General features: G+C 68.8%; 16 protein-coding genes. 11 read left to right on the top strand and 5 right to left on the bottom strand.

Annotation, left to right across the window (positions count from 1 at the left end):
* Positions 1-13: 13 nt before the first annotated feature.
* The 6 genes from N800_RS04410 to N800_RS04385 all read left to right on the top strand — a co-directional run bounded on the left by N800_RS04410 (position 14) and on the right by N800_RS04385 (position 6830).
* On the top strand, positions 14-568 hold the full coding sequence (locus N800_RS04410; protein ID WP_036135301.1) for a GNAT family N-acetyltransferase: 555 nt from the start codon (positions 14-16) through the stop codon (positions 566-568).
* 183 nt (positions 569-751) lie between these two features.
* Positions 752-4255: a transcription-repair coupling factor gene (gene mfd, locus N800_RS04405; RefSeq protein WP_036135299.1), complete on the top strand. Its 3504-nt coding sequence runs from the start codon at positions 752-754 to the stop codon at positions 4253-4255.
* A 99-nt stretch (positions 4256-4354) separates the two neighbouring features.
* Positions 4355-4864: a GNAT family N-acetyltransferase gene (locus N800_RS04400; RefSeq protein ID WP_036135298.1), complete on the top strand. Its 510-nt coding sequence runs from the start codon at positions 4355-4357 to the stop codon at positions 4862-4864.
* Positions 4865-4898: 34 nt separating this feature from the next.
* Positions 4899-5300, top strand: coding sequence for a hypothetical protein (locus N800_RS04395; protein ID WP_036135296.1), 402 nt, complete (start codon positions 4899-4901; stop codon positions 5298-5300).
* Between the two features lie 102 nt (positions 5301-5402).
* Positions 5403-6263 (top strand): pirin family protein, encoded by an 861-nt coding sequence (locus tag N800_RS04390; RefSeq protein ID WP_036135294.1) that lies wholly within the window; start codon positions 5403-5405, stop codon positions 6261-6263.
* 126 nt (positions 6264-6389) lie between these two features.
* A complete protein-coding gene (locus tag N800_RS04385; protein ID WP_156962872.1) occupies positions 6390-6830 on the top strand; it encodes a hypothetical protein in 441 nt (146 codons plus the stop codon).
* Between the two features lie 81 nt (positions 6831-6911).
* Here N800_RS04385 and N800_RS04380 read toward each other — a convergent pair whose 3' ends face one another.
* From N800_RS04380 to N800_RS04370, 3 genes are all read right to left on the bottom strand, one after another.
* The gene (locus N800_RS04380; RefSeq protein WP_198032470.1) at positions 6912-7415 is read right to left on the bottom strand and encodes a class I SAM-dependent methyltransferase; all 504 of its coding nucleotides are present in this window, start codon (positions 7413-7415) and stop codon (positions 6912-6914) included.
* Between the two features lie 88 nt (positions 7416-7503).
* Complete coding sequence (rlmKL, locus tag N800_RS04375) at positions 7504-9735, bottom strand: bifunctional 23S rRNA (guanine(2069)-N(7))-methyltransferase RlmK/23S rRNA (guanine(2445)-N(2))-methyltransferase RlmL (protein WP_036135290.1); 2232 nt, start codon at positions 9733-9735, stop codon at positions 7504-7506.
* Positions 9732-10259, bottom strand: a complete 528-nt coding sequence (locus tag N800_RS04370; protein ID WP_036135288.1) for an alpha/beta family hydrolase — start codon at positions 10257-10259, stop codon at positions 9732-9734. The genes rlmKL and N800_RS04370 overlap by 4 nt, the downstream gene beginning before the upstream one ends.
* 108 nt (positions 10260-10367) lie before the next feature.
* On the opposite strand from N800_RS04370, the gene N800_RS04365 reads away from it, so the two are divergent.
* The 5 genes from N800_RS04365 to N800_RS04345 all read left to right on the top strand — a co-directional run bounded on the left by N800_RS04365 (position 10368) and on the right by N800_RS04345 (position 14886).
* Positions 10368-10958: an N-acetylmuramoyl-L-alanine amidase gene (locus N800_RS04365; RefSeq protein ID WP_036135286.1), complete on the top strand. Its 591-nt coding sequence runs from the start codon at positions 10368-10370 to the stop codon at positions 10956-10958.
* A 78-nt stretch (positions 10959-11036) separates the two neighbouring features.
* Entirely contained in the window at positions 11037-11927 is an 891-nt protein-coding gene (gene tesB / locus N800_RS04360; RefSeq protein ID WP_036135285.1) for an acyl-CoA thioesterase II, read from the top strand.
* A gap of 3 nt (positions 11928-11930) precedes the next feature.
* Positions 11931-12761 (top strand): hypothetical protein, encoded by an 831-nt coding sequence (locus tag N800_RS15840; protein ID WP_052107911.1) that lies wholly within the window; start codon positions 11931-11933, stop codon positions 12759-12761.
* Positions 12762-12889: 128 nt separating this feature from the next.
* Positions 12890-13627 carry an arginyltransferase gene (locus N800_RS04350; protein WP_036135283.1) on the top strand — a complete coding sequence of 246 codons (738 nt, stop codon included), beginning with the start codon at positions 12890-12892 and terminating at the stop codon, positions 13625-13627.
* On the top strand, positions 13624-14886 hold the full coding sequence (locus N800_RS04345) for an endonuclease/exonuclease/phosphatase family protein (RefSeq protein ID WP_052107910.1): 1263 nt from the start codon (positions 13624-13626) through the stop codon (positions 14884-14886). Before N800_RS04350 ends, N800_RS04345 begins: the two co-directional genes overlap by 4 nt.
* 75 nt (positions 14887-14961) lie before the next feature.
* Here N800_RS04345 and N800_RS04340 read toward each other — a convergent pair whose 3' ends face one another.
* Positions 14962-15393, bottom strand: coding sequence for a hypothetical protein (locus tag N800_RS04340; protein WP_036135282.1), 432 nt, complete (start codon positions 15391-15393; stop codon positions 14962-14964).
* A gap of 8 nt (positions 15394-15401) precedes the next feature.
* Positions 15402-16601, bottom strand: coding sequence for a formate-dependent phosphoribosylglycinamide formyltransferase (gene purT, locus N800_RS04335; protein ID WP_036135280.1), 1200 nt, complete (start codon positions 16599-16601; stop codon positions 15402-15404).
* Positions 16602-16641 lie beyond the last annotated feature (40 nt).

Below are 16641 nucleotides of genomic sequence, written 5' to 3'. Positions count from 1 at the left end.
CCAATATCCGCCCATGGCTGCGCGAGAACGACTCCCCCCCTGGCACGAACGCATCGTGCTCCCCAATCGTCGCGAAGTGCTCATCCGTCCGATCCGTCCGGAGGACGCCGAGCCGATTCGCGCCAGCTTCGGGCTGCTGCAGCCCGAGGAGGTCCGGCAGCGGTTCCTGTACTCACTGACCGAACTGACCTCGGAGATGGCGGATCGCTTCACCCGCCTCAACCCGAAAACCGAGTTCGCGCTCGTCGCGGCCGAGCCACTGCCGCCGGGCGAAGCCCTGGTCGGCGCGGTCGCGCGCATCGCCATCGATGACAATGGCAAGGACGCCGAATACGCGATCCTGGTCAGCCACTTCATTTCGCACATGGGCCTGGGGCGCTACCTGATGACCCGACTGGTGAAATGGGCGCGCGGCAAGAAGGTCGAGCGCATCTACGGCGACGTGTTCGAGCACAACCTGCCGATGCTGCAACTGGCGGAGTCGCTCGGGTTCCAGCGCGAGTTCCAGCAGGATGCTCCGGGGCTGGTGCGCGTGGTGCTGAACCTCAACGACGCGAAGGAAGACTGAGGCGACGTCCGCCCTCGCCGCGGGCGAGGCCCGTCGGTGTCCGTCCCGTGGCCTACGGCAGCTCGATCAGCGTCCGCCCGATCCAATGGCGGCGGCTCACTCGGGCCGCTCGCGTAAACTGGCGCCTTTGACGCTGGCGGCCAGTCCGCCGGCGGCGCTGATGCTTTCCCGGGATTGCACCTGATGTCCAAGCCGCGTTTCCCCACCCCGCCCCTGCCGAAGCCGGGCCAGTCCCGCGCCTGGTGGAAGCAGCCGGCTTCGCCGTCGGCGCTGGCCTTCCATCTGGCGACCGCCGCCGCGGCGCATGCCGGGCCGTTGCTGGTGGTCGCCAAGGACAACCACAGCGCGCACCAGCTGGAATCCGACCTGCACACGTTGCTGGCCGGGCAGGTGGACATCGCGGTACTGGCGTTCCCCGACTGGGAGACGCTGCCTTACGACATCTTCAGTCCCCACCCGGACATCGTGTCGCAGCGCTTGGCGGCATTGCACCGCCTGCCCTCGCTGCAGCGCGGCATCGTGGTGGTCCCCGTGCATTCGCTGCTGCAACGGTTGGCGCCGGTGCGGCATGTCGTGGGTGGCAGCTTCGACGTGCGCGTGGGCCAGCGCCTGGACCTGGATGCGGAGAAACGCCGGTTGGAATCCGCCGGCTACCGCAACGTGCCGCAGGTGCTGGACCCGGGTGACTTTGCCGTGCGCGGCGGCCTGCTCGATGTCTACCCGATGGGCGCGGACATGCCGTTCCGGGTGGAGCTGCTGGACGACGAGATCGACACCATCCGCGGCTTCGATCCCGAATCGCAGCGTTCGCTGGACAAGATCGACGCGGTCAAGCTGCTGCCCGGCCGCGAGGTACCGCTGGACGAAGCCGCGCTCAAGCGCGCGATGGACGGCCTGCGCGACCGTTTCGACCTGGATACGCGGCGCAGTGCGCTGTACCAGGACCTGAAGGCCGGTGCCGCGCCAGCGGGCATCGAGTACTACCTGCCGCTGTTCTTCGAGCAGACGTCCACTTTGTTCGATTACCTGCTCACGTCGGCGTTGCCGGTGATCGCCGATGGCGCGCTGGAGGCCGCAGACCAGTTCTGGCACCAGACCGGTGAGCGCTACGAGCAGCGCCGCCACGACATCGAGCGCCCCATCCTGCCGCCGGATGCGCTGTACCTCTCGCCGCAGCAACTACGCGAGCGGCTCAACCAGGGCGATCGTGTCGAGCTGTGCGGGGAAGGCCATCCGCAACGCGAACGCGCCCACGCCCTCGGCGACCAGCCGGCACCGGCGCTGCCGATCGCGGCCAAGGATGCCGTGCCCGGCGCCGCGCTGAAGTCGTTCCTGGGCAGCTATCCCGGTCGCGTGCTGGTGGCGGCGGACTCGCCCGGCCGCCGCGAGGCGCTGCTTGAGCTTATGGCCGCAGCCGAACTGCAGCCGACCGTGCTGGCCGATTGGGCCGCGTTTGCGGCGGCGACGCCATTTGATGGCGGCACGTCCACCCCCGGCACCGAGGGCGCTCCGCGCTTTGCCATCGCCGTCGCGCCGTTCGACGACGGCTTCGCCATCGACACGCCCGCCATCGCGGTGCTTACCGAGCGCCAGCTGTTCCCTGACCGCGCCTCGCAGCCGCGACGCCGCAAGCGTGCCGGCCGCGAGCCAGAAGCGATCATCCGCGACCTGGGCGAACTGAGCGAAGGCGCACCCATCGTCCACGAGGACCACGGCGTCGGCCGCTACCGCGGCCTGATCGTGCTCGAGGCCGGCGGCGAGAAGGGCGAGTACCTCGAGATCGAATACGCCAAGGGCGACCGGCTGTACGTGCCGGTCGCACAATTGCACCTGATCAACCGCTATTCCGGCGCTTCGCCGGAGACCGCGCCGCTGCATTCGCTGGGTGGCGAACAATGGACCAAGGCCAAGCGCAAGGCCGCCGAGAAGGTGCGCGACGTGGCGGCCGAACTGCTGGAGATCCAGGCCAAGCGCCAGGCGCGCGCGGGGCTGGCCATCGACATCGATCGCGCCATGTACGAGCCATTCGCTGCCGCGTTCCCGTTTGAGGAGACGCCCGACCAGCACGCCTCCATCGAAGCGGTGATCCGCGACCTGGCCTCCAGCCAACCGATGGACCGCGTGGTCTGCGGCGACGTGGGCTTCGGCAAGACCGAAGTCGCGGTGCGCGCGGCGTTTACCGCCGCGGCCGGTGGCAAGCAGGTGGCGGTGCTGGTGCCGACCACACTGCTGGCCGAGCAGCATTACCGCAACTTCCGCGACCGCTTCGCCGATTGGCCGTTGAAGGTGGAAGTGCTGTCGCGGTTCAAGAGCAAGAAGGAAATCGAGGTCGAGCTGGCCAAGGTGGCCGAGGGCAAGATCGACGTGATCGTCGGCACCCACCGCCTGCTGCAGCCCGACGTGCGCTTCAAGGACCTCGGTCTGGTGATCGTGGACGAGGAGCAACGCTTCGGCGTACGCCAGAAGGAGGCGCTGAAGGCACTGCGCGCCAACGTGCACCTACTGACCCTGACGGCGACCCCGATCCCGCGCACGCTCAACATGGCGATGGCCGGCCTGCGCGACCTGAGCATCATCGCCACCCCGCCGGCGCATCGCCTGGCGGTACAGACCTTCGTGGTGCCCTGGGACGACGCGCAGTTGCGCGAGGCCTTCCAGCGCGAGCTGTCGCGCGGTGGCCAGCTGTACTTCCTGCACAACGACGTGGAGAGCATCGGCCGCATGCAGCGCCAGCTGGAAGAGCTGGTGCCGGAGGCGCGCATCGGCGTGGCCCATGGCCAGATGCCCGAGCGCGAGCTGGAGCGGGTGATGCTCGACTTCCACAAACAGCGCTTCAACGTGCTGTTGGCCTCGACCATCATCGAGTCGGGCATCGACATCCCCAATGCCAACACCATCATCATCAACCGCGCCGACAAGTTCGGCCTGGCGCAATTGCACCAGTTGCGCGGCCGCGTGGGCCGCAGCCACCATCGCGCCTACGCCTACCTCGTGGTGCCGGACAAGAAGTCGATCACCTCCGACGCCAAAAAGCGCCTCGACGCCATCGCTGCCATGGACGAACTGGGCGCCGGCTTCACCCTCGCCACGCACGATCTGGAGATCCGCGGCGCCGGCGAGCTGTTGGGCGAAGACCAGAGTGGGCAGATGGCCGAAGTCGGTTTCAGCCTCTACACCGAACTGCTGGAACGCGCGGTCAACTCCATCAAGCAAGGCAAGCTGCCGGACGTGGACGGACACGAAGCACGCGGCGCCGACGTCGAGCTGCACGTGCCGGCGCTGATTCCCGATGAGTACCTGCCCGACGTGCACACGCGCCTGACGCTGTACAAGCGCATCAGCGGCGCGCGCAACCCGGACGAACTGCGCGAACTGCAGGTGGAGATGATCGACCGCTTCGGCCTGCTCCCCGATCCCGCGAAACACCTGTTCGCCGTAGCCGAGCTGAAGCTGCAGGCCACCGCGCTGGGCATCCGCAAACTGGACATCGGCGCCTCCGGCGGTCGTATCCAGTTCGTGGAAAAGCCCAACGTGGATCCGATGGCGATCATCCGCATGATCCAGGGCCAACCCAAGCTCTACCAGATGGACGGACCGGACAAGTTGCGGTTGAAGCTGGAGCTGCCAGACGCGGCATCGCGGATCAACGCGGCGCGCGGGCTGTTCACCACGCTGCGGCCCGGCTGATCGCGTCTCGGCGGCGGCACACCCGACGCGGCTGCACCGCCGTGCGGGTCCAGCTCCCCGCACCGTATGCTGTGCCCTCCTCTCTCCGGAGCCTTGGCCTTGACGCCCCTCACCACCGACCGCCTGCGCCTGCGTCGCCTCACGTTGGATGACGCCCCCTTCATCCTCGACCTGGTGAACCAGCCTTCGTGGCTGGAGAACATCGGCGACAAGGGCGTACGCGACCTGGACGGGGCACGCGACTACCTGCGCAACGGCCCGCTGGCGATGTACGAGCAGCACGGTTTTGGTCTGTATTGCATCGAGCGCGCTAACGACGGCGCGGCGATGGGCATGTGTGGCCTGATCAAGCGCGACACGCTGGACGACGTGGACATCGGCTACGCGTTGCTACCGCAGTACTGGGGCCACGGCTATGCGCGCGAGGCCGCACACGCGACGCTGCAGCACGCCACACGCGACTTTGGACTGCAGCGCATCGTCGCGATTACCTCGCCGGGCAACGCCAGTTCCGCGCGCCTGCTGGAAGGCCTGGGGTTCCGCTTCGAGCGGATGCTGGCGCTGTCCCGCGACGACGAGGTGAAGCTGTTCGGCTGGTCTGCAACGTAGGATCACCGCAGCCACCTGCCCGCCGGAGCGCCGCATGCCGAATGCCACCCGACGATCGCCGCGCCACGCCGTTGCCGCGCTGCTGGCGGCGGCCGCACTGGCCGGCTGCGCCAGTTCTTCCTTGCGCATGGCCAGTGGCACACCGACGGTGATGGCACCGGGCCAGCAAGCCGTGCTGCCGGACCAGGCCACCCTCACCTACGTGACCGTGGCCGCGGACTCCCGCTGCCCGCCCAATGTGCAATGCATCCGCGCAGGCGATGCCGACGTGGTGTTCGAGCATCGGCCGGCCGGCGGCGGCGGCGCGCGACGCTTCACCCTCAACCTGCCCGAAGCACCGACCGCGCCAGTCGGCGCGTTTACCCTGCGCATCCTGGCACTGGAGTTCGGCGAACACCCCAAGGCCACCCTCCAGATCGACTCCACCCAGCCCTGATCGCCACCACTCCCTGCCCCGGGCAATGCGGCGTTCCATTCTCCGGGCGGCAATCGTGCGCGCATGGTGTCATGCTGTCCGTCTCCCCGACGGAGCAGTGCCATGACCACCATCATCGTCCCCCGCGTCCATGACCTTGGCGGTTTCCAGGTGCGCCGCGCGGTGCCCAGCCTGCAGGCGCGCTCGGTCGGCCCCTTCGTTTTCGTGGACCACATGGGACCTGCCGTGTTCGAGCCCGGCCGCGGCATCGACGTGCGCCCGCACCCGCATATCGGCCTGGCCACGGTCACCTTTCTCTGGTCCGGCACCATCACCCATCGCGACACACTGGGCAGCCTGCAGGACATCAGTCCCGGCGACGTGAACTGGATGACCGCCGGCCGCGGCATCGCCCATTCCGAACGCACCCCGGCCGCCCTGCGCGAAGGCGAGCACCCCCTGCACGGCATGCAGACCTGGGTAGCCCTGCCCAAGTCGCAGGAGGAGGTTGCCCCGGCGTTCTTCCACCACTCGGCCGAGACCCTGCCCCACCTGCGCCGCGAAGGCGCCTGGTTGCGCGTGGTTGCCGGCCGCGCCTACGGCGAGGAATCGCCGGTGAAGGTGTTCAACGACACCCTGTACGTGGCCATCGATCTGGACGTGGACGCGGAGGTCCGTCTGGACGCGGGCCACGCCGAACGCGCGCTCTATGTGCTGGAGGGGGACGCGCAACTCGACGGCACCGACATCCCCGAACGGCATCTGGTGGTGCTGGATCCTGGCGTCGCCCACCGGCTGTTCGCGCGCAGCCCGGTCAAGGCCATGCTGCTGGGCGGCGAGCCACTCGACGGTCCCCGGCACCTGTGGTGGAACTTCGTCTCATCGTCCCGTGAACGGATCGAACAGGCCAAGCAGGACTGGGTCGAAGGCCGTTTCGGGCCGGTCCCGGGCGACGACGAGTTCATCCCCCTGCCCGACCGCTGACCGGCGCCGGGGGACTGCCCCGGCGGTTGCACCCGAAACTGATTGTTAGCTATTTGTCAATGACCCCATTTGTGCTTTATGGTCGAAATCACAACCGCGTCGCGGCTGTGTCCAGGGGGAACGACCATGATCAAGCCAATCCTTTGTCTGACTTTGTTGGTTGCGGCGGGGGCCGTCCAGGCGCAGGAGGCTGCCGGCTGTCCGAAACTGCCCGATAACGCGGTCCTGGCGTGGGAACACCGCGCCGGTGCCGGCACCGATTTCTGCCGCGCATTGCGGGCCGATGGCACGGAAGCATTCGGGGTGTACATCGCGGCGAAGGCGCCGTTCGAGCCCAAGCGCGGCAACCGCGTCGAGCAGGACACCATCGACGGCCATGCCATCTACTGGTACCGCAGCGAAGTTGCCGGCCGGCCCAACGTGGAAACACGCGAGACGCTGGTGGAACTGCCAGACGGCCGCGTGGCGCATATCTGGCTGCAGGCCAGCTCGGCCGAAGGACTCAAGGAAGAGATCGCCACGGCCCGGAGCCTTCGCTTCCAAACCGAGCGGCTCAGCAGCAATTGATGCAAGCACGACACTTGGCCGCGTCGATCGACGCGGCCTGGTGATCAGTTGCCGGGCAGCCCGAGGTTGTCCGGACGAAATTCAGCGCGTGTAGACATACACCGTCGCCGGCGGCACGTTGCGCAGCACGAACGCGCCACGTCGTACCTGCAGGCCCAGCTCCGCCGCCACATCCTCGGCCACCGGTGCCGCGGGGCCATAGGTGAACTGGATGAAGCGGCCGTCCGCGCGCATGCATTCAAACGCCGCGGCCATGACCCCGCGCTGGACCTCGCGCGGCATGGACAACAGCCCCAGCCCGGACACCACGGCATCCGCAGGCCCCGACGCCAGGTAGTCGGCCGCGATGTGCGACAGGTCGCTCGCGTCGCCCTCCACGATGCGAACCCGTGGGAAGCGCGCGCTCAAGTGGGCATGCAGCTCTTCGTTGAGCTCGACCACCAGCAGCCCGTCGCTGCCGATGCCGGCCTCCAGCAGCGCGGCGGTGACCGCACCGGTACCGCCACCGAGCTCGATCACGCGCCGCGCATCGGCGGGCAACTCACGCAGCATCGCCCTGGCGAGTTCGGCGCTGGACGGCGCCACCGCCGCAGTCCGGCGCGGATTGCGGAGCCACTGGCGGAAGAAGGTCCACCAAGGCGTCCGGTGCGTCCGCGGCCGGCTGCGGGTCACGTCAGCGCGCCCCGGGGTGCCGCAGTCGCCAGCACCGATGGATCCGTGCGTCGCGCTCGAAATCGAGCGGAATGGTGCGCGGCGTGATCTCCACGCACTCGGCGAACGCGGCCACCGCAGCCTCGTCCAGGCGGAAGCGACGGTAATTGTTGGAGAAATACAGCACGCCATCGCGCGCGAGCCGCGCCATGGCGGCGCGCAGCAGCGTCACGTGCACGGCCTGCACGTCGAAGTCGTCGGCACGCTTGGAGTTGGAGAACGTGGGCGGGTCGCAGAACACCAGGTCGTACTCGCCGCTGTCCTCTTCCAGCCAGCGCATCGCATCGGCCTGGATCAGGCGATGGCGCGGCCCGCCGATCCCGTTTTCCTGCAGGTTGTCGGCGCACCACTGCAGGTACGTGCCCGACAGGTCCACGGTGGTGGTGCTGCGCGCGCCGCCCACCGCCGCGTGCACGGTGGCCGCGCCGGTGTAGGCGAACAGGTTGAGGAAACGCGTGTCCTGGGCTTCGTCCGCCAGGCGCAGGCGCATCGGCCGATGGTCGAGGAACAGGCCGGTATCGAGGTAGTCGAACAGGTTCACGCGCAGACGCGCGTCACCTTCGCGTACGACGATGAACTCGCCGCGGCTGTCGAAGTGGCCGTACTTGCTGCCGCCCTTGCCCTTGGCACGCGTCTTCAGCGCCACATGCTCGCGCGGCACGCCGAACACCTCGCGCGCGGCGGCGAGCAACTCGTTGAGGCGACGACGCTGCACGGGTTCGGGGATGGTCGCGGGCGCGGCGTATTCCTGCACGTGCAGGAAAGTTCGCGGCGTAGGTTCATCGGTGGTGTATACGTCGATGGCCGCTGAATATTCGGGAAGGTCCGCGTCGTAAGCCCGGTAACAGGTCACCTGCTCGCGCTCGCGCCACGCCTTGAGCTTGCGCAGGTTCTTGCGCAGGCGGTTGGCCACCATCTGCGCGCCTTCCGACAGCGGGCGCACTTCAGTGGTGCCTTCGGCGAGGGCGGTTTCGCGGGCCATCTCGCGCGCCGAACGGATGGGATCGACCACGATCAGCGCGCACTCGATCGCACCGTTGAACAACTGGTAGGTCTTCGAGGCGCGCAGTCCGGTTGCACGCGCCAGTTCGGCATCGCCGCAAAGGAGGCTGGCGGTCCATCCCGGCACCGCCGTCTTCATCGCGTCGCCGAGCGCGCGGTACAGCGCCGGATCGGCGGCCAGTCGCGCGTCGTAGGGCGGATTGCAGACCACCAGACCGGTGGCAGGCAGCGACGTGCCCTCGTGTGTCGCGGCATCCGCCGGCGACGTCGCGGCGCCCGTCACCCGCACGCGCGACGGCAACTGCGACACATCGACGACGCTCCACTGGATCACACCAACCAGCCCCGCCATGACTTCGTTGTCGCGCGCGGCACGGATGGCGTGCGGATCGAGGTCGCTGCCGAAAAACACCGGCTTCAGGGCGGCGCGGCCCACGGTCTCGCGCTTGCGGGCCTCATCCACCAGTGCGCTCCAGGCGGCGTTGTCGAAGCCGCGCCAGCGCGTCGGGCTGCGCCCCTCGTGCCGCAGCAGGCCCGGCGCCACGTCGGCCGCCATCAGCGCGCCTTCAATCAGCAGCGTGCCGCTGCCGCACATCGGGTCCAGCAATGCGCCGCCCTCGGCATGGCGCTTGGGCCACTGGCCGCGCAGCAGGACCGCGGCCGCCAGGTTTTCCTTCAGCGGCGCTTCGCCCTGCTTCAGGCGCCAGCCGCGCCGGTGCAGCGGGCCACCGCCCAGGTCGATCGACAGGATCGCGCGCCCCTTGCGCACCACCAGGTTGAGGCGCAGGTCGGGCGTTTCGACGTCCACGTCGGGGCGCGCGCCCGTCTGCGCGCGCATCACGTCCACCACCGCGTCCTTCACCCGCTGTGCAGCGTAGCGGGCATGGGTGATGGCGGTGCCGGACACGTGCGCATCCACCGCGAGGGTGTGGCCGGAGGCCAGGTGCTCGGGCCACGGTACCGCCGCGACACCGGCGTACAGCGCCAGCTCGTCGGGGCAGTCGAATTCAGTGATGGGCCACAGCACGCGGCTCGCCAGGCGCGACCACATCACCGCACGCTGCGCATCCTGCAGCGTGCCTTCAACGTTGGCGCCGGCCATGGCAGCAGTGGCGCGGGTGCAGCCCAGCGCCACCAGCTCATCGGCCAGCAGGTATTCCAGGCCCTTGCCGCAGCTCGCGAAGAACTTCATGGCAGGCTGGCCAGCAGGGCGCCGAACTCACTGGCACTGGTGTCCACGTGCTCGGACAGGCGGTGGCCATCGTCGACCAAAAGCAGGCGGGCGGCGCGCGGTGCGGCCCACTCCACCACGTGCGTGGCGGGGATCAGCTCATCGTGCCAACCGTGGATGATGCCCGTGGGCACCGCGGCGGCGGCCAACGGCTGCGCCTGCCCCATGCGGACCGGCGGCGCCATCAGGAACAGGCCAGCCACGGGCACCTGCAGCGAGACCAGGCCGGAGATGTACGCGCCCAGGCTGGAGCCGGCCAGTACCACGGGGCCGCGGGCGGCGGCCGCGCGGGCGAGCGCCAGCAGGCGCCGCAGGCGCGCGGGTACGTCACCCAGCTCGGTGACCTCGCGCATGGCGTCCAGGTCGGTGTAATCGGGGCGTTCGTGCGTCCAGCCGGCGCGCTCGGCCGCCTCGGCCAACGCCGTGACCTTGGTGGCGTCGGGGCCGCTTTCGAAACCGTGGGAGAGGATGCAGTGTCCGCGCATGAAGGGTCCGGCTGGGAGACGAGGTCGGGCCTGCAGTACGGGCAGCGGGCGTGGGGGCGCCGCGTCGCGGCAGGCTCCGGTGCAGGGGCGAATGGTAGCATCCGGCCCATGCCGCCCGACCTGCCGCTCTTGCACATCCACGTCGACCTGCTGCCCTATGAAGCGCGGCTGGACGCCCGTCCGCGCGAACAGGTGGACCTGGTGGTGATCCACTGCACCGAACTGCCGGACCTGGCGATGGCGCGCCAGTACGGCGAGGAGGTGCTGTACCCCACTTCGGGCACCGGCAACAGCGGTCATTACTACGTCGACCGCGATGGCAGCGTGCACCAGTACGTGTCGGTGGAGCGTGTAGCCCACCACACCCGCGGCTACAACCCGCGCTCGATCGGCATCGAACTGGTCAACCGCGGCCGCTATCCGGACTGGCTGGCCGCCGGCCACCAGACCATGGACGAGCCCTATCCGGCGGTGCAGATCGATGCGTTGATCGCGCTGCTACGGCAGCTGGGCGCGGAGAATCCCGGCCTGCGAATGATCGCCGGCCACGAGGACCTGGACACCACCGAGGTCGAGGCCAGCGACGACCCGTCGCGCATGGTCCCGCGCAAACGCGACCCCGGTCCCTGGTTTCCGTGGGCGCAGGTGTTGCGGGCAGTGCCGCTGGAGCGGCTGCAACCCTCACTGACGCCCCCCTGACCCGCCCGGGCAGCGCCACGGAAAGGCCCCTGACCCGCCCGCTATACTGGCCGACCAGATTCCACGGCACCCGCGCCCATGACATCCCACGTCTCCGAGCTGATCGAACTGCTTTCGCTCGAACGCCTCGAGGACAACCTGTTTCGCGGCCAGAGCCGCGACATCGGCACCAAGTACGTGTTCGGTGGGCAGGTACTGGGCCAGGCGCTGTCGGCCGCGCAGGCCACCATGCTGGACCCGCGCACGGCGCATTCGCTGCACGCCTACTTCCTCAAGGCCGGCGACATCGAGGCGCCCATCGTCTACCAGGTGGACCGCACCCGCGACGGCGGCAGCTTCTCGGTGCGCCGCGTCACCGCCATCCAGCACGGCCAGCCGATCTTCTTCCTCGCCGCCTCGTTCCAGAAGGAGGAAGACGGCGGCGAGCACCAGTTGTCGATGCCCGAGGTGCCCAAGCCCGAGGACATCGAGCCGGCGGCGGCCGTGCCTCCGGAGGTGATGGCGACCCTGCCGATCAAGGTGCAGCGCTGGCTCACCCGCCAGGGCCCGTTCGAGTTCCGCCACGTGTACCCGCGCGACGAGCTCAACCCGCCCAAGCGCCCGCCCTACCAGCAGGTCTGGTTCCGCCTGACCGAAAAGGTGGGCGACGCGGCCGAGCTGCACCGCGCCCTGCTGGCCTATGCCTCGGATTTCCACCTGCTGGGCACCGCGACCTTCCCGCACGGCATCAGCTACTACCAGCCCAACGTGCAGATGGCCTCGCTGGACCACGCGCTGTGGTTCCATCGTCCGTTCCGTGCCGACGACTGGCTGCTCTATTCCATCGACAGCCCCAGCGCGCAGGGCGGTCGCGGCTTGGCCCGCGGGCAGATCTTCGACCGCGATGGCCACCTGGTGGCCAGTACCGCGCAGGAAGGCCTGATCCGCGTGGTGCAGAAGCCCGCCGCGCCGGCCGCTGGCAAGGACTGACCGGTGCGGCAGGTCTTCAGCAGTGCCCGCATCGAAAACGTCGAGGCGGTTGCCAAACTGCTCAGCGACGACGGCATCGAGGTGCGCATCAGCGACGGTCGCTCTTACAAGGGCAACCGTCGCGGCACCTTCAGTTACCGCGAGGACAGCGCGGTCCGGCCGGCGGTGTGGGTGGTGCAGTCGGAGGACCAGGTGCGCGCGCGCGAGTTGCTGCGCCAGGCCGGCTTGCTCGACTCCACCCGTCCCGGCGAATCCAGCTTCCTCACGCCCACGTTCCGGAGCGAGGAGGAGCGCTATGGCAAATCCCCGGCCGAGAAGCGCGCGTGGCGGATCAAGGTCGGGCTGATGCTTGGCATCGCCGTGATCCTTGGCCTGGCCATGGTGCATTCGCTCAAGCAGGCGGCGACCCCGGCCCCGGAACTGGCTTCGCCACCGTTCGATGGCTCCGTCGCCCCCACGCTGGATGGTATCGCCATTGCCGTGCTCAACGCCGAGATTCCGAAGACGGTGATGCCGGTGGTGTGCCTGTCGGTCGACGGCCGCAACCCCTTGCCGGACGTGATGCGCGGCGTGGGCAGCCAGGACCACCTGATCGTACCGGGGACCCACTGCGCGCGCGTGCCCGACGTCGAGAAGGGCAGCTACCACGGCACCTCGGGCAAGGACGCGGAGATCCTCGAGGTCACCGCCTTCCGGCCCACCGCGCCAGATGCCGGCACGGTGGAGTTCAGCGCGTACCACCACCGCATGTGGGCCCGTTACAAGACCTTCGAAGTGCGCCGCGTCGACGGCCAGTGGAAGGTGGTGAAGACGCTGCGCCACGTATCGACCTGACCCCGGGGGCAGCGCAGTCGACCACATCGGACTGCGTCCGTCGTTGGGATCCGGGACTGAATGCGTGCCATCCTGGCTGCCGCAATCGGCACGCCACACAGCCCCGCGCGCGGCGCTATGCTCATGCCATGCGCGACAATCCCGTGCCGCCGCCGGATGACCTCCGCCTGTTCCACACCGGCGAGCATCCCTGCGGCTACTGGCCCGACCGCATCGCCCGCGACCTGGTGTTCGACCCGCGCGACCCACGCATGGCCGCGCACTACCCGCTCGCCCTTGGCTGGGGCTTCCGCCGCTCCGGCGACATCGTCTATCGCCCGCATTGTCCCGGCTGCCGCGCGTGCGTTGCGGTGCGCATCCCGGTGGCCCGCTTCACCGCGGACCGCAGCCAGCGCCGCTGCCTGGCGCGCAATGCACGGGTGGAGATGCGCGTCTGCCCCGCCGAGCGCACCGACGAACACTTCGCGCTCTACCGCCGCTACCTGTCCGCACGCCACCACGATGGCGGAATGGACACGCACGGCGCGATGGAATTCGACCAATTCCTGGTAGGGAGCTGGAACGAAGGCCGCTTCATCGAACTGCGCGAGGACGGCCGGCTGCTGGCCGTAGCTGTCACCGATGTCATCGAAACCGCGTTGTCCGCGGTGTATACGTTCTATGACCCAGACCTGCGCGAGCGCGGACTGGGCACGCTGGCCATCCTCAAGCAACTGGAGTGGGCAAGACGCGAGCACCGCCCCCACCTGTACCTGGGTTACTGGATCGCCAGGCACCCCAAGATGGATTACAAGCGCCGCTTCCGGCCGCTCGAAGGCTTCGACGGTCGCAGGTGGCGCGACCTGGATTTCGGAGACTATGCATGACCCACGCAACATCCCGCGGACTGCGCCGGCACGCGCAATGGCTGCTGGCGCTGGCCATCCTTGCGCTGGCCGCTGGTTGCATGCGGGTCAACATCCAAGGCAACCCGGAGGCATGGGCCAACAGCATGGCGGAACAGATGGGCGCGGTGGTCCCCGTACGCGTGGCGACCTACAACACATCGTTGTATGACAACGAGGAAGGCGGGCTGATCCGCCGTCTGGAGTCGGGGGACGCCAACGCGCGCAACATTGCCGCGGTGATGCAACGTGTTCGCCCCGACATCGTGCTGCTCAACGAATTCGACTACGACGCCGCGCATCGCGCCGCGGACCTGTTCCAGCGCCAGTACCTGGAAGTCGCGCAGGCGGGCGGCGAACCCCTGCGCTACCCGTACCGCTACCTCGCGCCGGTCAACACCGGCGTACCCAGCGGGCTGGACCTGGACAACAACGGCACCGCCGGCGGCAATGGCCGGGGCCGCGGCAACGATGCCTGGGGCTACGGCCTGCACCCTGGCCAGTACGGCATGCTGGTGCTGTCGCGTTACCCGATCGAAAGCGAGGCCATCCGCACGTTCCAGCACCTGCGCTGGAGCACCATGCCCGGAGCCCTGCAACCGCGTGATCCGCGCACGGGAAAGGCCTGGTACGCACCCGCGACATGGACGAAGCTGCGCCTGTCGTCGAAGTCGCACTGGGACGTGCCGATCCGCACGCCTGGCGGCACCGTGCACCTGCTGGCCGCGCACCCCACCCCGCCGGTGTTCGATGGCCCGGAGAACCGCAACGGCGCGCGCAACTTCGACGAAATCCGCCTGTGGAAGGAATACGTGTCGGGTGACAGCCAGCCGTGGCTGTGCGACGACGCTGGTCGCTGCGGGGGCCTGCCGGCGCAGGCGCAGTTCGTGATCGTGGGCGACTACAACGCCGATCCGGACGACGGCGATGGCATGCCGGGCGCGATCCGCCAGTTGCTCGATCATCCCCGCGTGCAAGGCAACCACATTCCCCGCAGCGCGGGTGCGGTGGAACGAGCCGCCGATGGAGGCCTTCCACGCAAGGGCGACACCGCCGCCCACACCGGCGACTTCGGGCCCAAGGCAGGCACGCTGCGGCTGGACTACGTGTTGCCGTCGCGTGGCCTGCGCGTGCTCGCCGATGGCGTGTTCTGGCCAGCCAGCGGTGATCCCGATGCGGCCCTTGCCGGCGCCAGCGACCACCATCTGGTGTGGGTGGACTTCAACCACGCCCTCGACTGACCGTCCTGCGGCGGCGCGGCTGTCCAGTCAGCGCTGATGCCTGCGCCCGCCCCTCCCGTCAGTGCACGGGGCAGGTCACTCCGGCTTGGGCGGGTCGCCCAACGTGTCCGGCGGGCCCGACGGAGGAACTTGCGACGGCGTCTGGGGGGTTGCCGGTGAAGGCACGGCCTGCGGCGGTGCCGCCGCAGGCTCCGCCGTGGGCCCGACCGGCGGCAAGGTCGGCACGGGCGCGCCGACGCGCGGGCCGAAACCGAACGCCGCCTCGCCACGCGCGGACACGATCATCCGCACCATGCTTACCGGCACCATCAGCTGCAGCTCGACCGTTTTCCCGTCCAGGTCGCGCGCCTCTATGGTCATCTCGATGAGCGCGCCACCAGTGTCGATCTCGCTGCACAGGATGTGTGGGCCTGCCGGACCTTCCTGCAGGTAAGGCTTGATGGCCTCCCCCAACGCCTCCAGCGCCTGGGGGAAGAAGAAGACCGCAAATCCAGTCACGTCACCCATGGAACTCCTCAACGCAGGTCGATGTGCAAGGCCGCCGCCGCGTCACGCGCTATGGCGCGCGCCTGCTCGACGTCGTCGCCCAGTGCCAACGTCACCGCCACGCGGCGCGAGCCTTCCACCCGCGGCTTGCCGAACAGACGCAATTGCGTGTCGGCGTGCACGAGGACCTTGTCCACGCCACTGAACACCGGCACGCCATAACCTTCGGCCAGCACCGCACACGACGCCGCGGCGCCCTTCTGCCGGATCACGGGGATCGGCAACCCGAGGATGGCACGGGCATGCAGGGCAAATTCGCTCAAGTCCTGTGACACCAGCGTGACCAGGCCAGTGTCGTGCGGCCGCGGCGAAACCTCGCTGAACCACACCTCGTCACCCTTCACGAACAGTTCCACGCCAAACACGCCCCACCCACCCAGGTCATCGGTGACCTTGCGCGAGATCTCCTGCGCGCGCTCCAGCGCCAGCGGCGACATCGGTTGCGGCTGCCAGCTCTCGCGGTAGTCGCCGTCGCGCTGCAGGTGGCCGATCGGGTCGCAGAACGTGGTGCCGCCGGCATGGCGCACGGTCAGCAGCGTGATCTCGTAATCGAAATCGATGAATCCTTCGACGATCGCACGGCCGGCACCGGCACGGCCGCCGGTCTGCGCGTAATCCCATGCGGCATCGATGTCGGCCGCGCTGCGCACCAGACTCTGGCCCTTGCCCGAGGACGACATCACCGGCTTCACCACGCACGGCAGGCCAACGGCATCGATCGCCGCGAGGTATTCGTCCTTGGTGTCGACGAAGCGATACGGCGAGGTCGGCACGCCCAGCGTCTCCGCCGCCAACCGGCGGATGCCTTCCCGGTCCATGGTCAGGCGCGCGGCGCGCGCGGTGGGGATCACCCGGCAATGGCTGCCACGACCGGTGAACTCCTGCTCCAGCTGCACCAGTGTCTCGGTGTGGATCGCTTCGATCTCCGGCACGATCAGGTGCGGGCGCTCCTTGGCCACCAGTTCGCGGATCGCCGCACCGTCCAGCATGTCCAGGACATGACTGCGGTGGGCTACCTGCATGGCCGGCGCGTCTGCGTAGCGGTCGGCGGCGATGACTTCCACGCCGAAGCGCTGCAGTTCGATCGCCACCTCCTTGCCCAACTCACCGGAGCCCAGCAGCAGCACGCGGAAGGCGGACGAGGACAACGGCGTACCGATCGTGGTCATGGGCATCAGGGGCTGTGGACAGGAGCGGCATTGTACCGCC

The organism is Lysobacter daejeonensis GH1-9, from assembly GCF_000768355.1.
Classification (GTDB): domain Bacteria; phylum Pseudomonadota; class Gammaproteobacteria; order Xanthomonadales; family Xanthomonadaceae; genus Aerolutibacter; species Aerolutibacter daejeonensis.
Note: the sequence above shows the minus strand (reverse complement) of the source record. Positions and strands in the feature narration are given on the sequence as shown.